The 21,552-nt window shown below is 64.3% G+C and carries 21 protein-coding genes; 2 read left to right on the top strand and 19 right to left on the bottom strand.

Annotation, left to right across the window (positions count from 1 at the left end):
- Window positions 1–148: 148 nt before the first annotated feature.
- The 10 genes from G6N08_RS09200 to G6N08_RS09155 all read right to left on the bottom strand — a co-directional run bounded on the left by G6N08_RS09200 (window position 149) and on the right by G6N08_RS09155 (window position 11,095).
- Complete coding sequence (locus tag G6N08_RS09200) at window positions 149–634, bottom strand: Rv2253/PknI dimerization domain-containing protein (protein ID WP_163756253.1); 486 nt, start codon at window positions 632–634, stop codon at window positions 149–151.
- 29 nt (window positions 635–663) lie between these two features.
- Window positions 664–1,311, bottom strand: coding sequence for an Rv1363c family protein (locus G6N08_RS09195; protein WP_246216651.1), 648 nt, complete (start codon window positions 1,309–1,311; stop codon window positions 664–666).
- On the bottom strand, window positions 1,308–2,081 hold the full coding sequence (locus G6N08_RS09190; RefSeq protein WP_163756252.1) for an Rv1363c family protein: 774 nt from the start codon (window positions 2,079–2,081) through the stop codon (window positions 1,308–1,310). The genes G6N08_RS09195 and G6N08_RS09190 overlap by 4 nt, the downstream gene beginning before the upstream one ends.
- Window positions 2,082–2,123: 42 nt before the next feature.
- A complete protein-coding gene (locus tag G6N08_RS09185; protein ID WP_163756251.1) occupies window positions 2,124–3,914 on the bottom strand; it encodes an MCE family protein in 1,791 nt (596 codons plus the stop codon).
- Window positions 3,914–5,068 carry an MCE family protein gene (locus G6N08_RS09180; RefSeq protein ID WP_246216719.1) on the bottom strand — a complete coding sequence of 385 codons (1,155 nt, stop codon included), beginning with the start codon at window positions 5,066–5,068 and terminating at the stop codon, window positions 3,914–3,916. Before G6N08_RS09180 ends, G6N08_RS09185 begins: the two co-directional genes overlap by 1 nt.
- 32 nt (window positions 5,069–5,100) lie before the next feature.
- Window positions 5,101–6,498, bottom strand: a complete 1,398-nt coding sequence (locus tag G6N08_RS09175) for an MCE family protein (RefSeq protein ID WP_163756247.1) — start codon at window positions 6,496–6,498, stop codon at window positions 5,101–5,103.
- Window positions 6,495–7,586 (bottom strand): MCE family protein, encoded by a 1,092-nt coding sequence (locus G6N08_RS09170; protein ID WP_163756244.1) that lies wholly within the window; start codon window positions 7,584–7,586, stop codon window positions 6,495–6,497. Before G6N08_RS09170 ends, G6N08_RS09175 begins: the two co-directional genes overlap by 4 nt.
- Complete coding sequence (locus tag G6N08_RS09165; RefSeq protein ID WP_163756242.1) at window positions 7,579–8,607, bottom strand: MCE family protein; 1,029 nt, start codon at window positions 8,605–8,607, stop codon at window positions 7,579–7,581. Before G6N08_RS09165 ends, G6N08_RS09170 begins: the two co-directional genes overlap by 8 nt.
- Window positions 8,604–9,881 carry an MCE family protein gene (locus tag G6N08_RS09160; RefSeq protein ID WP_371868975.1) on the bottom strand — a complete coding sequence of 426 codons (1,278 nt, stop codon included), beginning with the start codon at window positions 9,879–9,881 and terminating at the stop codon, window positions 8,604–8,606. The genes G6N08_RS09165 and G6N08_RS09160 overlap by 4 nt, the downstream gene beginning before the upstream one ends.
- A gap of 275 nt (window positions 9,882–10,156) precedes the next feature.
- Complete coding sequence (locus tag G6N08_RS09155; protein WP_218033355.1) at window positions 10,157–11,095, bottom strand: PucR family transcriptional regulator; 939 nt, start codon at window positions 11,093–11,095, stop codon at window positions 10,157–10,159.
- Between the two features lie 450 nt (window positions 11,096–11,545).
- Between G6N08_RS09155 and G6N08_RS09150 the strand changes: the two genes are divergently transcribed.
- Window positions 11,546–12,163, top strand: coding sequence for a TetR/AcrR family transcriptional regulator (locus tag G6N08_RS09150; RefSeq protein ID WP_163756238.1), 618 nt, complete (start codon window positions 11,546–11,548; stop codon window positions 12,161–12,163).
- 82 nt (window positions 12,164–12,245) lie between these two features.
- Here the strand turns inward: G6N08_RS09150 and G6N08_RS09145 are convergent, their stop codons facing one another.
- The 5 genes from G6N08_RS09145 to G6N08_RS09125 form a co-directional block, all read right to left on the bottom strand.
- Window positions 12,246–13,136: an SDR family oxidoreductase gene (locus tag G6N08_RS09145; RefSeq protein WP_163756236.1), complete on the bottom strand. Its 891-nt coding sequence runs from the start codon at window positions 13,134–13,136 to the stop codon at window positions 12,246–12,248.
- Between the two features lie 76 nt (window positions 13,137–13,212).
- Window positions 13,213–13,869, bottom strand: a complete 657-nt coding sequence (locus tag G6N08_RS09140) for a TetR/AcrR family transcriptional regulator (protein ID WP_246216650.1) — start codon at window positions 13,867–13,869, stop codon at window positions 13,213–13,215.
- Window positions 13,870–14,025: 156 nt separating this feature from the next.
- Entirely contained in the window at window positions 14,026–14,244 is a 219-nt protein-coding gene (locus tag G6N08_RS09135; RefSeq protein ID WP_246216649.1) for a PIN domain-containing protein, read from the bottom strand.
- Between the two features lie 119 nt (window positions 14,245–14,363).
- A complete protein-coding gene (gene meaB, locus G6N08_RS09130) occupies window positions 14,364–15,251 on the bottom strand; it encodes a methylmalonyl Co-A mutase-associated GTPase MeaB (RefSeq protein ID WP_163756234.1) in 888 nt (295 codons plus the stop codon).
- A 7-nt stretch (window positions 15,252–15,258) separates the two neighbouring features.
- On the bottom strand, window positions 15,259–16,398 hold the full coding sequence (locus G6N08_RS09125) for a thiolase family protein (protein ID WP_163756232.1): 1,140 nt from the start codon (window positions 16,396–16,398) through the stop codon (window positions 15,259–15,261).
- A gap of 76 nt (window positions 16,399–16,474) precedes the next feature.
- Between G6N08_RS09125 and G6N08_RS09120 the strand changes: the two genes are divergently transcribed.
- Window positions 16,475–17,236, top strand: a complete 762-nt coding sequence (locus G6N08_RS09120; protein WP_163756230.1) for an SDR family NAD(P)-dependent oxidoreductase — start codon at window positions 16,475–16,477, stop codon at window positions 17,234–17,236.
- 113 nt (window positions 17,237–17,349) lie between these two features.
- Here G6N08_RS09120 and G6N08_RS09115 read toward each other — a convergent pair whose 3' ends face one another.
- The 4 genes from G6N08_RS09115 to G6N08_RS09100 are packed head-to-tail and all read right to left on the bottom strand — an operon-like array spanning window position 17,350 to window position 21,477.
- Window positions 17,350–18,117, bottom strand: a complete 768-nt coding sequence (locus G6N08_RS09115) for an enoyl-CoA hydratase/isomerase family protein (protein ID WP_163756228.1) — start codon at window positions 18,115–18,117, stop codon at window positions 17,350–17,352.
- 1 nt (window position 18,118) lies between these two features.
- Entirely contained in the window at window positions 18,119–19,207 is a 1,089-nt protein-coding gene (locus tag G6N08_RS09110) for an acyl-CoA dehydrogenase family protein (RefSeq protein WP_163756226.1), read from the bottom strand.
- On the bottom strand, window positions 19,194–20,096 hold the full coding sequence (locus tag G6N08_RS09105) for an acyl-CoA dehydrogenase family protein (protein ID WP_163756224.1): 903 nt from the start codon (window positions 20,094–20,096) through the stop codon (window positions 19,194–19,196). Before G6N08_RS09105 ends, G6N08_RS09110 begins: the two co-directional genes overlap by 14 nt.
- Window positions 20,074–21,477 (bottom strand): class I adenylate-forming enzyme family protein, encoded by a 1,404-nt coding sequence (locus G6N08_RS09100; RefSeq protein WP_163756222.1) that lies wholly within the window; start codon window positions 21,475–21,477, stop codon window positions 20,074–20,076. Before G6N08_RS09100 ends, G6N08_RS09105 begins: the two co-directional genes overlap by 23 nt.
- Between the last annotated feature and the right edge of the window lie 75 nt (window positions 21,478–21,552).

Genomic DNA, 21,552 nt, shown 5'->3' with positions numbered 1-21,552 from the left:
CATCGGCGGTCCTTCGGGATTGTGTTTGACCCGGGGGCCGCGGCAGACGCTTGGTTCACGCGGGCAGACCAGAGCGCCGGCGCTGTGGTTCCAAAGTCCCGAGATCGTCGCGGGCGACAGGTGACTGGCCGTGGCGGATCGGTAATGCTTACCCGATCTTGACCAATTTGAATGGCATCTCGACAACGAGCCATTTATTGGCGCCGCAGGCACCGCTGGGACCGACCGTGTAGTCCCAGCCGGATAGGTTCTCGTCCGCGGAGAACTTGAATGTCTGGTGCCCGGGGGCGGGCGGCATGCCATCCCCGCACTGCTCCCAGTTTTCGACATCGTGGGTGACGAACCACATATTGCCCCCAACCAGGCGAAGAGGTGCGCTCCATCCTTGGTCGCTGGTGACCCGACCCGAGCAGTCCATGGGGTCGGTGCACGCGGAGCTGATAGTCCACACGCTCGTGACGGTCGCTTCGTTGTGGTATGCGTAGTTTGTTTTCGCCCACTGACCGTCAGAGGTTGCCCGATACATTCCGTTGAGGGCGATCGAATCCGGCGACGCAGCGGATAGCGACCCGAATCCCGGGACCATCGCTGCTGCCGCCAGTGTCGCGCATCCTATCGTGCCAACTACCCGCATCGGTTTTTCCTCATATCACGCGCCGCGCCTTACTCCGGCTCGAATTTCGAGATCAGCCAGTCTCCGTTGACTTTTTTCAGTGTCACTCGCACACTGTTCGTGGTTAATACCGGCTCCGGTTTGTCACTGCTGGTGGTGGTCTGGTGGATAAACAGCAGAACGACGGCCGAGTCCGGATGCAAGTCCACCACTGCGGCGCGCAGCACGCTCGCGGACGCCTTCACTCTGTGTTGCCGGACAGCTGGCGCCAAGAACTGCCGACCGAAATCGTTAAAGTACCGCAAGAAGTTTCCGGTCAGGTGTGAATTTGCGACCTTCAAATCGTTGTCAATGGTCTCCGGCGAGGATGACAGAACCGCCACCGTGCCATCAGATGCAGCCTTGATTACGTGCTGTGCCGCCGCCCCGTCCGTCTGCTGATTGGGGCGGTACTGGAAAAAGAACAGGGCGACGGCAAGTCCCACTGTCGCCACGACCGCCGTCGTCAGTACGATGGCGTGCCAGTGCGCGAGTGACCTGAGCACCCAGCGCCGACTGAACTCTATTGCGGGCCTTATGCGGCTTATCACGCGCCCCGGCGCCGAGTGCTCGCCCGACGCCGGCTTGGCAGCATCGTGGTCCTCGTCGACAGCCACGTCGTTGGCGTCGTCGACTCGTCGTCGTTGCCGGATGGTCATTGGACGAACTCTATGCTCGACATTTTGGGCTGCCCGCCGTCTCTACGAAGGCCCAAGGCGATATGCCAGGGTTGTGGTTGCAGCTGGCCATCGGGTCCCGTGGCCTGTGTGGTCGCGGCGACCAAGACGATCGCCGAGTCGTCGGTCATCGACTCCACAGCAACATCGTTCACGGTGACCGTGGTGACCATCTTCGACTGCTGCAGGCGCTTGCTCAGCTGATCTGCAAACGCCGGGAAAGTGCTCTTGAACCGTCCGGTGGAATTATCTTCGATGCGCTGAAGGTCCTCCTTGGTTTTGTTGAAGTCCAACGACATCAAAGCCGCGACATCGCGGCGGGCCGCCGCGGCGTACTCGGCAATGCGGTGTTTTTGCTGCGATGCAGCGTGATCGCGCCAGACCATATAGCCACTTGCCGCAAGCGAGGCACAGATCAGCACCAACCCAGCACAGACAGCGGTGACTTTGATTCCCGGGTGACGTAGCCGCCGGTGCCGGGGTGGGCCGGTGTCTGCCGCGGGCGCGTCGGGGCCCGTGTCATCTGCATGCGGGGTTGCCGTGTCTCTGCCGTCCGGTCGGTCGGATGACGCCGCTTCAGCTTGCCGGCGCAGCCTTTCCGCGCGGGCGCGGGCCGCCGCGGCACGTGCTTCCGCCTCAGCGGCCAGTGCCTCTGCCTCCGCCGCCTCCGCCAACACAAACGAAGCGCTTTTCGGCGCGTCATCACGGTCACCGGCTCCGGGCGCCGACACGGGCCGGTCGCCGACGGTCATCGGAATCTCCTTGCTGGGCTTAATACCTCGAAAGGGTTGACTTCAGGCATGGCGCGGCAAGATCAGGTCTTTCCACGTTTTGGTTTTGTGATCCGCCGGCGTAACCAGATCTGACTGCCGATAGATATGGCCGTCGGATCCGAGATACGATCCGGTGCGGGGATTGTACTCGGTGACGGCCACCGAGGGGGCATCCCCAGAACCGCTGGGTTCGAACGAGCTTGGGGCCGCAGACGGCGCCGCGCTCGGCGGCGGGACGCTAGTGGACGTCCGGGGAGCTACCGGCACCGGCGTCATGGCGTCAGGACTATCCATCGGCGCCAGCGACTCCAGCGGTGGCAGACTGGCCTCGTTACCGGATGGTAGTAATGGCGGCGCGTGGTTCTCTGGCACCGCTGGCGACCGGGGGACGGCGGGATTACCGGGCGCTCCCAGCGGAGGTGCGCCCGCCGGGTGGCCGGGTCCCAGGGGTTCCATCGACGGGGGCGGAGGCAATTTCGGTGGTGAGGGTATATTCTGCGGTGGGGTTAGCGGCGTTCCCTGGGTCGGCGCGAAAATCCGGTCGTTGAAGGTGATCCGGTCATCGGGCGGAACGCCCTGCGAGAGCAGATTCGGATCCAGTGGGTAAGGCCCCAAAACATGCTGTCGCATGGCCAACGGCTCGAACGGCTTGTCGCTGTTGCATATTTCGACGGTCGGCGCACGCTTACCGGGGTGACCCATGCAGGGGTAGTTGCGGGCACCGCGGACGGCGATCGGTGAATCCTGAGGCAGTTTGCAGTACAGTCCGTCCGGGGTGTCCACCGTAGTCGTATCGGCCGGTGACCGCCATTGGCTGGGCGGCAGGAAGCCGACCGTGCACGCTGGCGGGTCGGCAATCGCGAAGTGGAAACCGCCTGACGGCAGGCCGATGTAGTTGTTGCTCGGCGAAGCTACCTGGAGGTCGGCGATAACCGGCGGCAACAACACCAGAAGTTGCTCGAGCGAGGGATGGTAGGTCACACCGATTTGGCCGATGGTGGTGAGGTTGGCCAGCAACACCGGAAGGGTCGGCTTGACTTGGTCAAGCAGTCGCGCCGCTTCGTCGGCTGCTCCCGGTCCGGTCTGTAGGAGCCTCCGCACCTGGGTGTCGTCGGTGGCTACTTGCTCGGTCACGCCGGCGAGGCTGCGCGCCCACAGTCTGATCGAGTCGGCGGTTTGAGCTTGTGAATCCAGCAGTGGCTTTGTGTCGTCGAACAATGCTCGGGTGCGGTCGGATACGCTGTTAGCGTCGGCGGCGACCCTGGCTGACGAGTCGAAAATCGACCCCAGGTCATATCCGGATCCGCTGAAACTCGCAAACGAGCTGTCGATTAACGCGCTCAGCTTTTCCTCGGGGACGCTGTTGATCAACGCGCTGACCTGGTCCAGCATCGGGCCAACTTGTTGTGGAATCGTGGTCTCTCGCATCGGTATCACCGAACCGTCGCGCAGATAGGGAGGCGAATCAGTGCGCGGGCGAAGATCGACGTATTGTTCGCCCACCGCGGAGATGCTGTGCACCTCGGCTTGCAAGTCCGCCGGAATCTTCGGCGAGTCAGCAAGGGAAAGCGTTGCTTTTGCTCCGTAACGGGTCAGCTGCACTGCGGTGACCTTGCCGATCTGTACGCCGCGGTAGGTGACGTTGGAAAAGCGGTAGAGTCCCCCTGTGTCGGGTAGCTCAAGCGTGACGGTGACCCGGCCAATGCCCAGCAGGGTGGGTACCTGCAGGTAGGAGAAGATCATCACGAGCACACCGATGATCGACGTGATCGTAAAGATGGTCAGCTGGATTCGGACGAATCGTGTGAGCATCAGCGACCTCCGGAGGACGCCACCGGCACGACAGTCTCCGGTCTACAGCGGTCCGGAGGGGGCGGTGTGCGCGGAAGTCCGCTGGAGCCGTCACCGTTTCCGTTCTTCGCGTAGTACGCGTCATAGCCCGGGTCGCCCGGCGCCGGTACCCACTCGAGGTCCTCCTGCTGCCAGTGGGTTCCCATGAACGTTTGTGACTTGAGCCGGGCGCGGGTCACGTCAATGACGACGAAGACGTTGAAATAATCGCCCTTGAAGCCTCGATCGATGAGGTTTTGGCCATACGGGAACACGGTTGTGTAGGCCAAAGCGGCGTCGAGGTCGGGGCCAACCTCGGCGAGCGAGCAAATTGTCGGCGCCAAGTTTTGCAGGTTCTTCACCAGGTCGGCCTGGGTATCGTTGATAAGACCCGTCGCGGTGTCGCTGAACACGCGCAGTTTGTCCAATGCGGTAATTATCCGTGGCCGTTCCCTCAGGAGGACGTCCAACGCGGGTGGAATCTTGCGTAAGGCTTCGGTGATGACGTCCCGCTGCGCCGCGAATGTCGTTGCAACGCGGTCTAATTCTTTGATGGTCGCGATGATGTTGTCCCGCTGATCATCAAACGTGCCAACGAACGTGTCAAGCCGGGTCAGGAGATCCCGGGTCTCACGCTCATGCCCCGACAAGACGGCGTCGACATTGTGGATAATATCGCCGATTTGCCCGAGTCCCCCAGCGTTGACGACCACCGACAATGACGACAGGGTCTGCTCGGTCGACGGGTAGGTCGACGACTTGTTCAGCGGAATGGTGGCACCGGGCTTGAGCCTTCCGGTCGGCGGCTGACCCGGCGGCGGGTTGAGCTCCAGATGCATCGAACCCAGCAGGCTGGTCTGTGCGACCCTGGCCACCGCGTTCGCGGGGACCACGACGTCAGGCCGCACTGCGACTTCGACATCGGCGTGCCAACCCCGCACCGTCATTTTGCCAACGCTGCCGACCACGACGTCGTTGATCATGACGGGCGAATTTGACTCCATCGTGCCAACGTTGGCGATCTCGACGTGGAAAATTTGAGCCCCCGCTCCTCGTCCCACCGCCCCGGGAAGTGGCAACGAGTTAAGACCATGGTAGGCGCATCCTGTCGTAATGAGCAGCACACTCGACCCCATAACGAACAGCCGCCGGGCAACACCAGGGATGGTCATGGCGATGGCCTTTCCGCGGGCAGCAATACGTCCGGCGCCGTCGTCGGCGCGGGTGCGCCAGGTAGTGCCGGGGCCGGCGCGGGCGGGCCCGGCGCCACGGGAGGCGGCCAGTTCGCCCCGGGAGTGTCACCGGGCAGCCCGGTGTACGCCGATACTGCGGGCGCGGTCTCGGGCGGAGTTGGGGTCGTGCCGTTCAACCCGCCTTCACAGGCCTCCATGTGAGGGTGGCAAGGGACGAGCGCCGGGTCGGTGTAGATGACGTTTTGCGGGTCTGCCGCTTTTGCCAGCCAATAGTTGGTCGGCATAGGCAGGTAGTTGAAGTTCAGCAACCGCAGCCCCGGGCCGAGATATTCAGCGCACAGCTTTCCCGATTCGGGCGCGGTGACGTTTTCGACAGCCTCAAGCGACGTGCAGATCAGGTGTACCGGATTCGAAAGTTGGTTGATCACGAAAACGCCGTCTTGCATGCCGGTATCGGGGTTGTAGATGTTGTAGTAGTTCGCGAACGCGTTCGGTGCGACGTGCAGGATGTTTTCGATGTCCATCCGGTGCTCGACTAGGTTTTGGGTGACATCGGCCAACCGCACTATCTGCTCGCTGGTCTTGTCACGGGTTTCCGCGATGAAGCGCTGCACCTCGGCGACGGCCGCCGAAAGGTCGCTCAGCGCCGCATCCAGGTCGGATCTGCTCTCGTTGAGCACGCTGGTGAGCGTGGCGAAGCGGTCTTGGAACTGCACGATCTGGACGTTGCTGTCGCGCAGTGCGGAAACGAAGGTCTGCAAGTTCTTGACGATGTCGACGATGTTGCCGCTGCCGCTGGCCAGAATCCGCCCCACTCCGGACAGTTGAGCCAGCGTCTGGCGCAGCTTGTCACCGTTGCCGGCCAGCGCGTCGGAAGCACTGTCGATGAACCGAGCCATCGAAGGGGTCGACACCGTGCTGTTGGGACCCAAATCGGTTGCCAGCCGCATTAGTTGGGCTTTCACCTCATCCCACTCGACCGGCACGGCCGTCCGGTCGACCGGGATCACAGCCCCGTTGGTCATCTTTGGGCCGCTCGACCGGTAGGCCGGAGTGAGCTGCACATAGCGCGCGGCGACCAGATTCTGGGCGACGATCACCGCTTTGGCATCGGCCGGAATGGGCACGTCACGGTTGACGTGCAAAGTCATTTTGGCGCGCGTCCCCTCCGGTTGGATAGCCACTACGCGGCCGACCTTGACACCTGCGACCCGTACCTCGTCGCCGGGGTAAATCGCGGTGGCGGTAGTGAAATAGGCGGTAATCGTTGTCGGGCGCGAGAACGTCTCACGCACGATAACCGCCGCCGCCGCGGCGATAAGCCCGACCAAAACGATTCCGGCTGCGGCCGCGAGTTTCTTCCGCGACATCATCGTGAGCCTCCCGGAATACCGTTGTAGGGCCACGGAAACAACGCCCGCGGCATCGGCGACGGAAACCCGGGACCGCGACCGGGCGCAGTATCAAACGTGCGGAAGCCCCACAGGTAGTCCAGGAACGGCTGCAACAGCTGCATGGGTTCCTGGTTTGGCACAAAGGCCTGGTAGAACAGGCCGCTGGCAACTGCCTCGCCAAGGGTGATCTGGTATTTCGACAGGCGGGGCAGCGCTTTGGCGATGTTGTCCCTGTTCTTCTCCAAAACCGCGGTCACTGAGTTGAGTTTGTCCAAAGTCGGCGCCAGTTTCTCCTCGTTGTCGTGCACCAAGCCGCTCAACTGTTTACCGACCGCTGAAGTGTGCGTCAGCAGATCGACAATCGCTTTCCGTCGTTGCACCAGCACGGCGAGCAGATCGTTGGCGTTCAGGATGAGAGCGTTCACCTGTTGGCTGCGTTGCGACAGAATGCTCGTGACGTCACTGGCGTGCTTGAGAAGATCACCCAGATTTTCGTTGCGGCTATTGAGGGCCTGGGACAAGCGGGTCAGCCCGTCGAACGTTGCTCCCAGTTGCGGTGCGATCTGGTCGATTGTTTTCGAGAGGGTGTCGAGCGACTGGTTCAGCGCTGCGGTGTCGGTCCCGGAGGCACTGGCGGTGAACTCGCTGACCGCGTCGACTAGCGAATACGGCGAGGATGTGCGCTCGATCGGGATGACGTCCAGCGGATGTAGTGTGCGGGCACCGGCAGACTCCAAGGTCAGCACCCGCTCACCGAGCAGCGTGCCGGTCCGGATGTGCGCGGTGGTATCCGAGCCCAGCGGGACATTTCCCTTGACGCTGAAGGTCACCCAGACGTCACCGCGGTGCAACGAGACACCTGTCACCGATCCGACCTTGATCCCTGACACCGTCACGGCGTTGCCCACGGCCAGGCCACCCGCTTCGGAAAACACTGCCTGGTAGCGGACGGCGGTTGCCAACGACAGCAGCCGCGAGGGCTGCAGACCCACGGCTATGACCAGTACCGCCAGGACAACCCCGATGAAACCGGCCCGCACGAGGTGAGCGCCGCGATACCTAAGCATCGGCGCACCTCCCACCTTCTTGTCGGAACCAGGGCGCCACTACGGTGCGGTTCTGCATGTCTGTTGCACGCCAGCTCAGTTCGCAGATGTACCAGTTAATCCAGCTGCCGTAGGAGCCCGCACGCATCAGTTTCCGGTAATTTTCCGGCGCCTTCTGCAGTGCAGCATCCAACCGGGCCTTGTCCTGATCGAGCAACGGCGCCAACCGGTTTAGCTGAGCTACAGTGCCGGACAACGGTGGCCGCGCCGTGGTCAGCAAGTCGGCAACCGACGTGGTTCCCTTGTCCAGGGCGTCGATCGCGGCGCCGATCGGATCACGGTCTGCTGCAAGCTCGGTGGCCAGCTGTTGCAGCCGGTCGACCGTGGTAGAGAACCTGCCACCCTCCTTGTCGATCGCCGCGAGCATCGCGTTCACATTGTCGATCGTGTGTTGGATCACTTCCTTGTTATCCGCTAAGGCGTTGGTGAACGACGATGTTTTAGACAACAACGACTCCAAAGTTCCGCCCTGCCCCTGAAACACCTGAATCAGCGACGACGTGAGCGCATTCACATCACGCGCATTCAGGCCCTGGATGACCGGTTTGAGCCCGCCGAGCAGCAGGTCTAGATCTAATGCCGGTGAAGTGTGATCAAGGGGAATCTGCGCCCCGACTGGCAGCCGTTTGGTTGATCCTGGCCCCTGCAACAGTTCGAGATACCGATCGCCTACCAAATTCAGATAGCGAACCGCCGCCCTGGTGCCGTCGGTGAGCACGATGTTGCGACCGGCGTCGAATTTCACTACGACTTTCTTGTCAGGCCGCAGCGTGACGCTGTTGACAGTGCCTACGCGAATCCCTGCCACTCGAACACTATCTCCGGATTTCAGCCGTGACACGTCCGCGAAAACCGCCGAGTATCCATTGGTCGTGCCGGTTTGATACTGGCCGAAGATAAAGAACAGGAAAGTGGTCAGCACCGCCATGACGGCTGCGAAGACCCCGAATTTAATGATTGTCGACTGCGTTGAACTGCTCATCCGGGTTGGCCGATCTGCATAGTGTTGCGCGGCGGCCCGTCAAGGGGCCCGAATAGCCACTCTTTAATGAGGTCGGAGTTCCACATCAGGAACTGGTTTCCGTACTTGAAGGGGTTGGAGCCCACGTCGGCGACAACAAACGGCGCATGCCCTTCGAAGGGCAGTTTCGGAAGGTCGGTGCACTGTGGGCCGCCTTTGGCCGCCACCCTGGGCAGATCGCCCGGGTACCGATAACGCTCTGCGCCGAAATCGAATCCGAGCAATAGGGTGATGCCCGGATCTCTCGGTGGCGGTTGCTTGGTCAACACCACGGCACCCCCGAGACCGCAGGTCAGAGCCTCGTGGTACTCGTTGAGCAGATCGGTTGTGGGCAGCAGCAGATGCACGACGTCGGCTAGCCGTTTCTTGTTGTCGCCCAACACCTGGTTGCCGATGTCGGCCAAACCAATCGCGCTCATCAGCAGCGCGTCCAGGTTGTGTTGCTCGTCAACGATGGTTTGGCTCACCCGCGTCGTGTTGTCTGCCGTTTTCATCAGTCCCGGTGCCGCATCGGCGTAGGCGTTGAGCACGTTTGGGGCGACCGCAAGATCATGGTTGAGCGCGGGGCGGCTCGGATCCAGTTTGATAAGAAGCGCGTCAAGATCGTTGAGCATCTGGCCGATCTTGTGGCCCCGGCCGGCCAGTGCCGACGCCAGTGCGCCCAGCGTTTCGTTGAGTTTCTCCGGTTCAACCCTGGATAGCACCGACGTGAGCTGCTGGAAAACCGTATTGATTTCGACCGTGACGTGCTTGCCATCGAGAACTTGACCTGCGCGCAGCGGCTGCGGTGAGGGCTTCGCAGGTGGCACCAACCGGACAAACTTGGCGCCGAATACCGTTGTCGATGCGATGTCGACCAGCACATTGGCCGGAATCAGGTCCAGCTGCGAGGGATCCATCGCCAGGTGAAGGGCGGCTTGATCGTTGGGCAGCGGCTGAATAGAGGCGACCTTGCCTACCTGCACGCCGTGCATCTTCACCTTGGCGTCAGGGTTCATCACCAAACCAGCCCGTGGCGCGATCACGGTTACCGGCACTGCCGGGGTAAAGCCACCCTGGAAAAGGTCCGCGGCCACCGCCACGATTGCGAGCACCGCCGCAATGGTCACCAGGCCCGCCAGCGGACGTGCGTATTCGCGAGCGCCCAAGTGCAGCCGCGGCGACGACCCGACCGGTTCATCGGCTCTGTCAGTTTCGGGCAAGAGGTCAGAGCCCAGACCACGATGACTGGTCACTGCGTCTCCTCTCCTGTCCCGACAGGCTGACATCGCCGTTGCGCCCACAGGCCAACAACGGCACCGGCGGTGGCGGTTTTGCTGTTGGGGTCATTGCGCAACTCGCGTCCCGGAACAAGCACGAGTCCGCGGCACAATCGCAACCCTTCCGGCACCTGTTTGTTTGGAAAAGTTTGACAGCGCAGAGTGTGACAAGTCATCCGACATCTGTCGGGATTACGGCGGCCAATAGCCGACGAACGCGCGCCACGATGGCCAACGAGCGTTAAACCACGTCAGCGATACCCGGGTGCATGAGCGATCCTGCGCGCCCATAACGTGAGTTGGGCCTTGAACCGGTCTGCTGGGTCGTCGAGGTGCCAGCCGAACGTGCTCTCAATGCGCGCCAATCGAGCGGCCACCGAGCTATGGTGAAGGTACAACACCTGCGCCGCCTGGCGCAGCGAACCGGTTCGGCAAAAAGCCTCTAACGCAGCAATATCCAGATCACCGTGATCCGTTTCGCCCAGGGCATCGAGGGCTGCGACATCAGGGTCGTCGCGCAGGCGCGCGGACGGTACTTCGGCAAGCACCGCGAGCACCCCCAGTGTGCCGAAATCAACTACGGCGCTGACGGGATCCCAGGTCTGGCCTGCCAGGTCGCTGGGAGCCGCGAATCGCAACGCTAAAACTGCTTGACGCCAGGACTTCTCGGCCTGACCGCTGTCAACACTGCTTCCGACGCCGATCCGGATGCCGCTGTTGCGGTGCTGATTATCTGTCAGGTCGCGCAAGGCCGTGCGCAGCCAGTCGGCTAGCGCATCGGTCTGCTTGTCATGTTGGAAAAGCACTGCCGCGACAGCACCGAGACCGGCCACACACACCGACTGGACCCGTTGTTTGCACGTTAGCAACGCTATCGCCTCGGCGGCCGGGTCACGGTCCGGCTCCACCGAAACCGCAGCTACCCGCAGCGGCAAATGCGGTGCAAGCCCGAGCCGCCGGAGTGCCCGGCGCCGGTCGGCCGCCGACTCACGTCGGCTCAGCACCACCTCGACCAGAGCGGGATCGCTGACCCCGGTCACACGTTTCGTCTGCGCGCTTCCCAGTAGTAGCCGTGCAGCCACCGATGCGCGGTCGAGCAACAGGTCGTCCAGCGGCCCGGCGCCCCCCGGTCGTTCCAGCCACAAACTTCCCGGCGTTCCGTTGATGTCGAAATCCGCTTGGCTTGACACACGATAATCGTCGCCAGACAGCGCGTCGCCGGTCGGCCCGAACCGCCAGGTTTCCCCATCCGCGGATTTCAACCCACACGCACACCGTGCCAGAACGCTGGTGGCCCGAACGAACTCCTCCGTGGATACGCAGCGTTCCACGAGAGTGTCGAAATAGGCGACCACCCGGAGGACTTGCTGCGCATCGGCTTCGGGTGCGGACAAGCGCAATAATGAACCCTTCATCAGTGCGCCCGAATCTCACTCGGCGGGGAGCACGATTCGCCGGTGCTTTGCGCGATCCGCAACCACCATGGGCACCTCGAGGACCTGCTGATCGCTGTCAGTGAGATGTTCACCCGACACCGGGGCTCCTCCGCTTCGGCCGGCTCCGCCTAAGTTGCCGATCGGCTACCAGGAGAGTAGCCGATCGGCAACCGGAGGGCAATACCCGTCGGTTACCCTCGTGCTGTGATTTCCGGGCCGACCGCCGTTCGATTCGGTGGCATCACGCGCACCGCTGCGCAAAATCGTGTGCTCGATGCCGCGTTCACACTGATCGCGCAGCATGGAGTCAGCGGGACGTCGCTACAGATGATTGCCGATGCGATCGGCGTGACAAAGGCGGCCGTGTACCGTCAGTTCAAGACCAAAGACGACATCGTCATCGCGCTCACCGAGCGCGGGCTTGCTGAGCTGGAGGATGCGCTGGAGGCAGCTGAAGCCGAGGAGCATGCGCCTCGAGCACGTGAGGTGCTTCTCAACCGGGTGATCGAGCTGGCCGTCGCGCGCCGCCGCAGCACTATGGGTGTGCTGCAGTTCGATCCCGTTGTCGTGCGGTTGCTCGCCGAGCATGAACCGTTCCAGCGATTCACCCGGCGACTGACTGCGGTACTCCTCGGTGACGCCGACCCCGCGGCGCGCGTGCCCGCGGCAATGCTGTCCGGCGCGATCTTCGCCGGCGTGATGCATCCACTCGTGGCTGACCTGGACGATGACACGCTGCGCGCCGACCTGCTGCGCACGGCACGGCGCATGCTCAATCTGCCGGAACCCGCTCCGCGCGGGGCGGCGCGAGCGCTGACATAAAGCCAGCGACTGTCAGCCTTGTCGGGCCTCACCATAAATGACGCAGCCGCGTGAGCACCGGCATTGACATCTGCGTCCAGGTCTATTCTTTCGACGTCTCGGCCGGGGTCGGTTGCGTGGCGCCGCGACCGTCGAGACCGAGATCGATTGTCCCCGTGCGGATCGCCGCGATGACTCCACCATCGACAAGAAGATCGGTGCCGGTGATGAAGCTGGCCGATGGCCCGAGCAGAAATTCGGTAGCGGCGGCGATGTCCTCGGGTGTGCCGATGCGCCGCAGGCCGGCATTGTCGACCATGGCTTGCATGAACGCACCGGACTCGCCCGCCAGCTCCTGCTGTCCCATTGTCGTGGAGATGATGCCCGGGCTGATGCAGTTGACCCGTGCACCGCGCTCCGCCCAGGCTTTTGCCGCAGCAGCTACCCGAATTTGGTTGGCCCGCTTGGCAAACGGATATGCCATTCGGCTGTCGGTGATCGACGCGCAGGCGTCAAGGCTGAGTAGCTCATCAGTAGGCGTGGTGGCCAGCTGACGCTCGACCCCGGCGTCCAAGGCCGGGTACATGTGGGCGGCCATGCTGGCGATCACCACACCGGCGCCTCCCGGGGCAATGACCGCGCCGAACTCGTCGAGAACCAGCGCGACCCCGAGCAGATCAACCGCCAGAACCTTATCCGCGGATGCCTGCTGCGGCGAAAGTCCCGCCGTGTGCACCACCGCTGCGACCCGACCGGCCCGCTCGGCCAGCTCGGCCGCAGCGGCGACCGAACTGCGCGAGGTGACGTCGGTTTCGCAGGTCAGCACCTGATGACCATCAGTGCGCAGTGCCTCAGCGGCGGTGTGCAGGCGTGCTGTGCTGATGTCGGCCAGCACGATGACCCGGCCCGCGCCGACACGGCGGGCGATCGCCAACCCTATTCCACCCGACCCGATGACGACCAGAACATCATGGCCGCGTGGTTGTGCTGTCATCTGCTCTCCCTAGAGATCACCGTGGCGAGAGAACAGTAGCCGATCGGCTAGGGTGCGACAAGCTCCGGCTCTGGCCTCAGGCGGGTGGTTTCGCTTTGGCTACACGGCGAGTCAATGCGCGCATGGTGGCAGCCCGTTGAGCTTTCCCGCTTCCCTCCGACGGGTTCATGAATCGTCGCGTCAGACGTAGCAATTGAGCCCGCAGCATCTCGTCGTCGATGTCTGCCACGAGTGGATGCATGACGCCGACTGCGATGGCACCCGAGAGCATCGCCGCAAACACCCGGGCGTCGTCGCCGGCCTCATCGACCAGCACACCGTACAGGCGCTGGATAAACCGCTGGAACGGTTCATGCTGGGCGAGTAGTCGGACGACGACAGGATCGAACTGCAGGGTGCTCATCGCACCGCGGCGTTGCACGGCCAGATCGATGACCCGGTCCAGCAGCAGCTCGCGAGCGCGAGGCGCATGCTCCTCGGCTTCGGCGGCTTCCAGTGCCTCCTCCAATCCCCCGAGTTCTCGCTCGGTGAGCGCGATGACGATTTCTTCCTTGGTCTTGAATTGGTGGTAGACAGCCGCTTTCGTGACTCCGATCTCGTCGGCAATCATTTGCAGCGACGTCCCGCCCACGCCGTGCTCGCCGATCAGCTTCAGCGCGGCGTCGAGGATGCGCGTTTGGGCGGCGCTGCGCGTGATGTCTGCGAACCGGCTGACGGCCACCGTGAAAGGCATGCCCTGAGGGTAGCCAATCAACGAGCTCGCACAGCCTGAGGCGGCCGGGCGGCGAACCGGATGAGCGGTCCCGGTCGACGGCGGCTCAGCCGGCCAACAGCGCCCGTCGATGCTCGCACATTGGAAAGTTCCGGAGCGTTGCCGGTAGCAGACCTGTCACATCCACGGTTGCAGCGATGAGATTGTCGGCCAGCCCGATTGGATCGTGGTTACAGCGATATCGACGCATATGCTGCGCGTACCGCCGTTGAGTTCGGCAATCGATACCGCGCTGAGCGCCAGAGGTCCGCTCCGGGAAGCGCTGACCAGCCAGGCGCGGACGGCGACGATACCTCGTAAATGAGCGGTCAGCACCTTGGAGTCGACAAGGATCACGTTGCGCTGCTTATTGTTCGGCCAACCTGCCGAGGCGTGCCGTCTGCTGTTCGCCAAGGTCGATAGTGGTCCGCCGGATACACCGTGCCTTGCGGGCGGTGGAGGCGCTGCACAGCTGGTCAGTCGGTTTGCCGTCCGGCGACCGATCCCTCCGACAGTAGTCGCTCGGCAGCCGAATAAGGATCGTCGCATCCGTCGGCGACGGCTTCGGCGAGCCGCTCCAGATCCGGGTGGGCGCGCAGCCGGGTTTGCGCCAGCGACAGAATCTGCGCCCGGGCGCGGGCCACCCGACGCGTCCGGCTATCAGCGCGGTGGTGAGCATCGATAGCCTCCATCAACTCCGGGATACCTTCGCCCCTCGCGGCGATGAGGCTCACGATCGGGGCCTTGGTCTCGGCGCGCAGCTCGCGGATGGTCTGGTTTGCGCCGTCGCGGTCGGCCTTGTTGACCGCCACGATGTCGGCCACCTCCAGCAGACCCGCTTTGGCGGCTTGCACAGCGTCACCCGCCCCGGGGTTGAGGATGACCACGGTCGGGTCGGCGACGGCGGCGACCTCGATCTCGGACTGCCCGACACCCACGGTTTCCACCAACACGACGTCATAACGAATCGCCCCGAGCAGCCGGATCGCCGCGGGGACCGCGGCCGCCAGACCGCCCAGATGACCGCGGGTCGCCACCGATCGAATCAGCACCTCGGGGTCGTTGATATGGGCGGCCATCCGAATCCGGTCGCCCAACAACGCACCTCCGCTGAACGGTGAGGACGGATCGACGGCCAGCACCGCGACGCGCAGCCCCCGCTGCCGGTACGCACCGACCAGAGCCCCGATCGTCGTCGACTTGCCCGAACCGGGCGGTCCGGTGACCCCGAGGACGCGCACCGATGACGGACCCACGCTCGCCAGCACCTCGTCGCGGCGATCGCCCTCGACCAAGCTGAGCAACCGGCCCGCGGCGCGCGGCGATCCGTTGCGCGCGGCCGCGACCAGCTCGGCGATGCTCATTAACTCATCATGGCGAGGGGACCTCGATGACGGTGGCGGAACCCATTCCGCCGCCGGCGCACATCGCCGCGACCCCGATGCCGCCGCCGCGGCGGCGCAGTTCGTGCACCAGGGTGACCAACATCCGCGCTCCCGTCGCGGCCACCGGGTGCCCCAGTGAGCACCCGCTGCCGTTGACGTTGACCCGGTCGGGGTCCAGGTCGAGCAGCTTGACGGTGGCCACACACATCGACGCGAACGCCTCGTTGATTTCGAACAGATCCACGTCGGACAGTGAAAGCTTAGCGCGAGCAAGGGCTTTCGGGATTGCCTCCACTGGCGCCAGACCGGTGTCAGCGGGGTCGACCCCGACCGAGGCCCAGGCCCGCACGGTAGCCAGCGCGGGCAGACCCAGCCTGTCACTGGCGATGGTCAGCACGGCTGCGCCGTCGTTGGCGCCGCAGGCATTGCCGGCGGTGATGGAGAAGCCCTCGATTTCCGGGTGCAGCGGTTTGAGCGCGGCCAGCTTCTCCATGCTGGTGTCGCGGCGCGGATGCTCGTCGACTGCAAAAAGCCCGTGGGGGGTGTCGATGGGGACGATCTCTTCCTTGAAGCGGCCCTCGTCGATCGCGGCGATCGCGTTGCGGTGGGACCGCAGCGCCCAGGCATCCATCTCCTCGCGGCTGATGCCCGCCTTAACCGCGGTGTTCCAGCCGACGGTGATCGACATGTCGAGATTAGGCGCGTCGGGCCGGTCGGGATGGGTGGGCGGAAACCAGTCGACCCATTCACCGTCCACCTGGATCCGTGACCGCGGTGACGTGGACGCCGAGTTCACCCCCCCGGCGATGATCAGTTGATCCATGCCCGCGCGCACGCTGGCGGCCGCGCTCTGCACCGCTGCCTGACCGGCCGCGCAGTGGCGGTTGTTGGCCAGGCCGGGCACCGTGGTAAGCCCCGCGGTGATCGCGGCGTGACGGGCCAGCACGCCGCCGCCGTAAAGACCCTCCCCCAAGATCACATCATCGACCTGCGCGGTATCCAGGCTGGCGGCGGCTTCGGCGACGACGTGATGCGCCAGCTCATAGGCGGTGGTGTCGCGCAGTGTTCCCTTCCGGGCGGTGCCGATGGGGGTGCGCAGGGCGGACACGATAACGGCTTCGGGCACGGCAATCTCCATTCACGGCGATATGAGAACATTATTCTCTCAATCCGAGAGTATGTGTTGCAAGAAGGGAAACTGCATGCAGATCAACGGGAGCTCTGCGATAGTAGTCGGCGGTGCGGGCGGCCTGGGCGAGGCCACCGTGCGCCGGCTGCACAGCGCAGGAGCGAAGGTGATCGTCGCCGACCTGGCCGACGCCAAAGGCAAAAAGCTTGCCGGTGAGCTCGGTGCCCGATATGTGCGCACCGACGCCACCAGCACCGATGACGTCCAGGCTGCCATTGCCGAAGCAGAATCACTGGGGCCACTGCGGATTTCGGTGGATACCCACGGCGGCCCGGCAAGCGGGGGACGCCTGGTCGCCAAGGACGGCACACCGCTGGACCTGGACGGGTTCAAGACCACCATCGACGTCTACCTGACTGGGGTGTTCAACGTGATGCGCCTGGTTGCCGCAGCCATGGCGCGACACGAACCGCTCGACGGGGCCCGGGGTGTCATCGTCAATACCGCCTCCATCGCCGCCTACGAGGGCCAGATCGGTCAGCTGCCGTACGCGGCGGCGAAAGGCGGGGTGGTCGGCATGACGCTGGTGGCCGCGCGTGACCTGTCACCGCTGGGCATCCGTGTTCTCACCATCGCTCCGGGGACGTTCCTGACACCGGCCTACGGTCAGGCGGCAGACCAGCTGGAGGCATACTGGGGCCCGCAGGTGCCTTTCCCCAAGCGGATGGGCCGGCCCGCCGAGTATGCGGCGTTGGTCCAAAGCATCGTCGAAAACGACTACCTCAACGGCGAAGTCATCCGCCTCGACGGTGCACTGCGGTTCCCGCCCAAGTGACACCGGGCTCAGCGCACGCGTCTCAACGCGGCGCCCCGGTCTCGGGCGCCCACTCGGGGCGACCGCCAAATGGTCCGCCCTGACATGACGCTCGTGCGACCCGTCGACGAGGGTCAATTCTTGCCGGCGGTCAGCCTGGTGATGATCGAGCGGAAGTCCTCGGTTTGAAACGACTGGTTTTCGGCCGTCAGTGCAAAATCCAGGGTGGCCAGCACCGCACGCTCGAGATGGATGTTGAGCACCCGTTTGGTGCTCTCGACCGCTTGCCGGGGCAGCTCGATGATTCGTTTGGCGCAGGTCACTGCCTCAGACAGCGGGTCGGCGACCACATGGTTGGCCAGTCCGAGTTCGACGGCCTTCGCGGCCGAAATCCGCGCGCCGGTCAGCGCGTATTCCTTGGCCAGCAGCAGGCTGAGGTGCAGCGGCCAGGTGACTGGCCCGCCATCGGCGGCCACCAGCCCCACCTGCACATGGGGATCGGCGAGATAGGCGTCTTCGGCGATGTAGACGATGTCGCTCAGCGCGACCAGGCTGCACCCCAGACCCACGGCCGGGCCATTAACCGCTGCTACCACTGGAATTCGGCAGCGAGCCATGCCCAGCACGATCTCGCGACCATGCGCGATGGTCTTGGCGCGCAGCTCGGCATCGTCGGCCAGTTCGGCGAGATACTGGAAATCGCCGCCCGCCGAGAACGCCCTGCCGCTGCCGGTGAGCACCGCCGCGCGGGCCTGCCGGTCTTCGCTCAACTGGGACCACAGCTTTGCCAGTCCGGTGTGCAGGCTGTCGTTGACGGCGTTGAGCGCGGCGGGCCGGTTCAGCGTGATGATCCGCAGCGGCCCGTCGGCTTGGACGTCGATTTCTTCCGGCATGTCGTACACGTCAGGCTCCCAATCCCAGAATGCGTGCGGCGATGATGTTCTTTTGGATCTGTGCGGTGCCGCCCATGACGCTTTGCGCGCGGCTGTATAGATAGGCGCTGAGCAGGTCGGGATCGCGGGTGCCGCCGACGGCCAGTGCGGCGTGCCCGACCGATTGTTCGACCCAGGTCATCAGCAGTTTGTCCAGTGATCCTTGCGGCCCGTGCGAGACACCGTCGAGTTGTTCGGACAGCCTCCGTCGCACATGGTGGGTGAGCATCTCGGTCTGCACTGCAGCCCAAGCAAGTTCGGGAGGGACACGGCCGCCGGTACGCGCGGCAAGTTGCCTGATGAGCTTGCCGTATCGGGCGGCGTAGCCCAAGGTGGAGGGTTCACGTTCGTGCGCGACCACCGTCATCGCCAGCGCCCAGCCCTCACCTGGAGCACCGACCATCTGGTCCGCGGGCACCGTTGCACCGTCGAAGAACACCTGACCGAACTCGGTGGTGACCCCGTTGATCATCCGCAGGGGGTGTTGTCGCACACCAGGCTGTTTCATCGAGATGATGAACGCCGAAATGCCTTTGTGTTTCGGCACGTCGGGGTCGGTCCGGGCGAGCAGCAGACACCAGTCGGCGACGTCGGAGTAGCTGGTCCAGATTTTTTGCCCGTGCACGACGTAGTGGTCGCCGTCGCGGGTCGCGGTGGTGGTCAACGAGGCCAGATCTGAGCCGGCGCCGGGCTCGCTGAAGCCTTGGCACCACCGCTCAGTGCCGTTGATCATGGGCGGCAGGAAGCGCCGCCGCAGCTTCTCGCTGCCGTGGCGGCTCAGACCGACGACCAAGTAGCCGAGACTGGGCCGCGGCGGAGCGCCGGCGCGGGCCAGCTCTTCGTCGACGATGACGTCATAGACCGGCGGCAATTCCTGGCCACCATATTCGCGCGACCAGGACAGCCCGAAAAACCCGGCCTGGTAAAGCGCCCGGTGCCAGTCGCCCTGCCGAGCCCAGTACTCGTCGCCCGACGTGGGAAACTCCTTGGCATGCTCTGAAAGCCAGGATCGTAGACGTTGCCGAAAGGCGGCTTCTTCCGGAGAGTCACGAAAGTCCAATGTCGATCTCCTTGAGCTTGACCGGCCACAGCTCGGCCGACGTCAGTGCCCGCCGCAAAAAGACGTGCGCCAGACAGTCCCACGTATTGCCGATCCCCCCGTGCACCTGCACCGCGGTCTCGCACACGGTGCGGGCGGCCCGCGCACAGTAGATCTTTGCGACCCGGGCGGCCCGAATCGCTTGGGCTACCTCCAGCTCGTCGACTGCCCAGGCCGCATGCCGCAGCACGCTCACCGAACCTTCGATCAGGGCCAGACCTTCGGCCAGCAGATGAGCGATCGCTTGGTAGGAGCCGATCGGTTTGCCATACTGCTCACGAACTTTCGCGTAGTCGCAGGCGAGGTTGTGTGCGCCACGCGCGACGCCCACCAGATCCGCTGTCGTGGTAACCAGCGCGAGTGCCTGCCATCGGCCGGCGTGTTCGGCAGGCACGTCGCCAACAGCTACCGGAGCTCCCAGGAAGCCGGCCTCGGCTCGGGTCAGATCCACCACGGTGTGGGCGGTGTCCAGATCGGCTGCTAGAACTCTGGTCTCGCACAGCTCGAGGGCCCGCCGGTATCCGCGCGCGTCGATTCCCCGGCCGCCGGCAGCGATCGTCGCGTGCTCGTCAACGCCGATACACCGGGCCAGATCGTCGGCCAGCACCGGACCCAGAAAGGGGACGTCCACCAAACCGCGCCCGAATTCCTCTGCAACAACGGCCACTTCGACGCCGGAAGCGCCGTCGGAGCGTAGTGAGCGCCAGCCGGTCGCCTCAACCTGTTTGTCCAGCCGGGCAATCCGGTCGTCGTCGGCGAGCTCAGCGACGGATCCCGGTCCCAGGTCGTCGGCCAGCTTGGCGGCAGCATCGCGCAGTTGCCGCTGTTCATCCGTGAAGCGGACGTCCATAACGCTCCTTGAGCTCTCGGCGCAGTACCTTGCCGGAGGGCAAGCGGGGAATCTCGGCGACGAACACGATACGGCTCAGGCGCTTGTAGGAGGCCAACCGCTGGTTCACCCGCTCAGCGAGTTCGCCGGCGTCGACCACACCGTGGGTCGCGACAGCGGCGACGACGGATTCACCGGCGATCCCGTCGGGCACACCGAACACCGCGCAGTCTTTGACAGCCGGATGAGCGTGCAGCACGGCCTCAATCTCAGCGGGCGCGACCTGAAATCCGCGCACCTTGATCATCTCCTTGCAGCGGTCGGTGATCCGCAGCCACCCGCCGGTGTCGAGGCATCCGATATCACCCGTCCGATACCAGCCGTCGCACAATGCTTCTCGTGTCGCTTCAGCCGGCAGGTAGCCGGCCATCAGCGAATCCGAGCGCGCTTGAATCTCACCGGCTTCGCCGGGGCCGAGCGGCTCACCGGTCTGCAGTGACACCACCCGCACGTCCACTCCGGCCACCGGACGCCCAACCGAGTCCAGCCGGGCGCCTTGCAACGGGTTACACGCGATGACCGGCAACTCGGTGGTGCCGTAGGCGGGGACCCAACCGACTCCGGTTCGCCGGGTGACGGTTTCGGCGACGCTTTCGCTGACCGGGGTCGCGCCCCACATGATGAACCGCAGCGAGGACAGGTCGTAGGATTCCAGCCGCGGGTGCGACGCGATTGCCAGGGCAATTGGCGCAACGGCCATCTCGATGGTGATGCGATCGGCTTCGATGTGCGCCAGCATCGCCTCGACATCGAAGCGACGATGCAGCCGCATCCAGGCGCCGGTGCGCAGCGCGGTGACGATGTTGAGCAGGCCCAGGATGTGCGCGGGCGGCGTGGCCACCTGGATGCGATCGCGGCAGGTCAAGTGCAGCGCGCAACGCCAGTGCCAGACAGCCGCACGCAGCGACGCATGGGTATGCCGGACGGCTTTGGGCGGGCCGGTGGTGCCGGAACTGAACACCAGCAACGCGTCGCCATCGGCGGGAGGCGGCCCACCTAACGACTCCCCGGGCATGATCGGTTCGTCGAGATGCACCATCGGCATCAGACCGGCCAGCACCGGATGGTCGCCGACCGCGTGCGTCGGGTTCGTCAGCGCCAGCGCGTGTTCGACCTCGCCGCGCTTCCAGGCGGGGCTCAAAAGCACTACCACGGCGCCCAACCGCCAGATCGCGTGCACTGCGATGACGAATTCGGGCCGGGTGGACGCCATCAGCGCGACCCGGTCGCCGGCCGTCACACCACGCTTGTACAGGGTGGTCGCCAGACCGTCGGCCAGCGCATCGAGCAGGGGCCGGCTGTACTGCCGCTCCTCGAACACCAGCGCGGTTGGCTGGCTCATGTCGGGTTCCTCCCGGCAACGACCACGGTGAACGGAAATGATTTGAAAATATCCTATCGCTTTCAGAGAATATTA

It is taken from the genome of Mycobacterium botniense (assembly GCF_010723305.1).
Taxonomy (GTDB): domain Bacteria; phylum Actinomycetota; class Actinomycetes; order Mycobacteriales; family Mycobacteriaceae; genus Mycobacterium; species Mycobacterium botniense.
The sequence above is the reverse complement of the archived record's forward strand: the minus strand, read 5'-3'. Positions and strand labels throughout refer to the sequence as shown.

Bases quoted from the DNA above. Each gene is read 5' to 3' on its own strand.
- G6N08_RS09120 (WP_163756230.1), top strand. From the start codon at position 16,475: ATGCAGATCAACGGGAGCTCTGCGATAGTAGTCGGCGGTGCGGGCGGC.
- G6N08_RS09175 (WP_163756247.1), bottom strand. From the start codon at position 6,498: ATGATGTCGCGGAAGAAACTCGCGGCCGCAGCCGGAATCGTTTTGGTC.
- meaB (WP_163756234.1), bottom strand. From the start codon at position 15,251: ATGAGCATCGCCGAGCTGGTCGCGGCCGCGCGCAACGGATCGCCGCGC.
- G6N08_RS09145 (WP_163756236.1), bottom strand. From the start codon at position 13,136: ATGACAGCACAACCACGCGGCCATGATGTTCTGGTCGTCATCGGGTCG.
- G6N08_RS09140 (WP_246216650.1), bottom strand. From the start codon at position 13,869: ATGCCTTTCACGGTGGCCGTCAGCCGGTTCGCAGACATCACGCGCAGC.
- G6N08_RS09195 (WP_246216651.1), bottom strand. From the start codon at position 1,311: ATGACCATCCGGCAACGACGACGAGTCGACGACGCCAACGACGTGGCT.
- G6N08_RS09165 (WP_163756242.1), bottom strand. From the start codon at position 8,607: ATGAGCAGTTCAACGCAGTCGACAATCATTAAATTCGGGGTCTTCGCA.
- G6N08_RS09190 (WP_163756252.1), bottom strand. From the start codon at position 2,081: ATGACCGTCGGCGACCGGCCCGTGTCGGCGCCCGGAGCCGGTGACCGT.
- G6N08_RS09170 (WP_163756244.1), bottom strand. From the start codon at position 7,586: ATGCTTAGGTATCGCGGCGCTCACCTCGTGCGGGCCGGTTTCATCGGG.
- G6N08_RS09200 (WP_163756253.1), bottom strand. From the start codon at position 634: ATGCGGGTAGTTGGCACGATAGGATGCGCGACACTGGCGGCAGCAGCG.
- G6N08_RS09185 (WP_163756251.1), bottom strand. From the start codon at position 3,914: ATGCTCACACGATTCGTCCGAATCCAGCTGACCATCTTTACGATCACG.
- G6N08_RS09105 (WP_163756224.1), bottom strand. From the start codon at position 20,096: ATGGACGTCCGCTTCACGGATGAACAGCGGCAACTGCGCGATGCTGCC.
- G6N08_RS09180 (WP_246216719.1), bottom strand. From the start codon at position 5,068: ATGGGGTCGAGTGTGCTGCTCATTACGACAGGATGCGCCTACCATGGT.
- G6N08_RS09100 (WP_163756222.1), bottom strand. From the start codon at position 21,477: ATGAGCCAGCCAACCGCGCTGGTGTTCGAGGAGCGGCAGTACAGCCGG.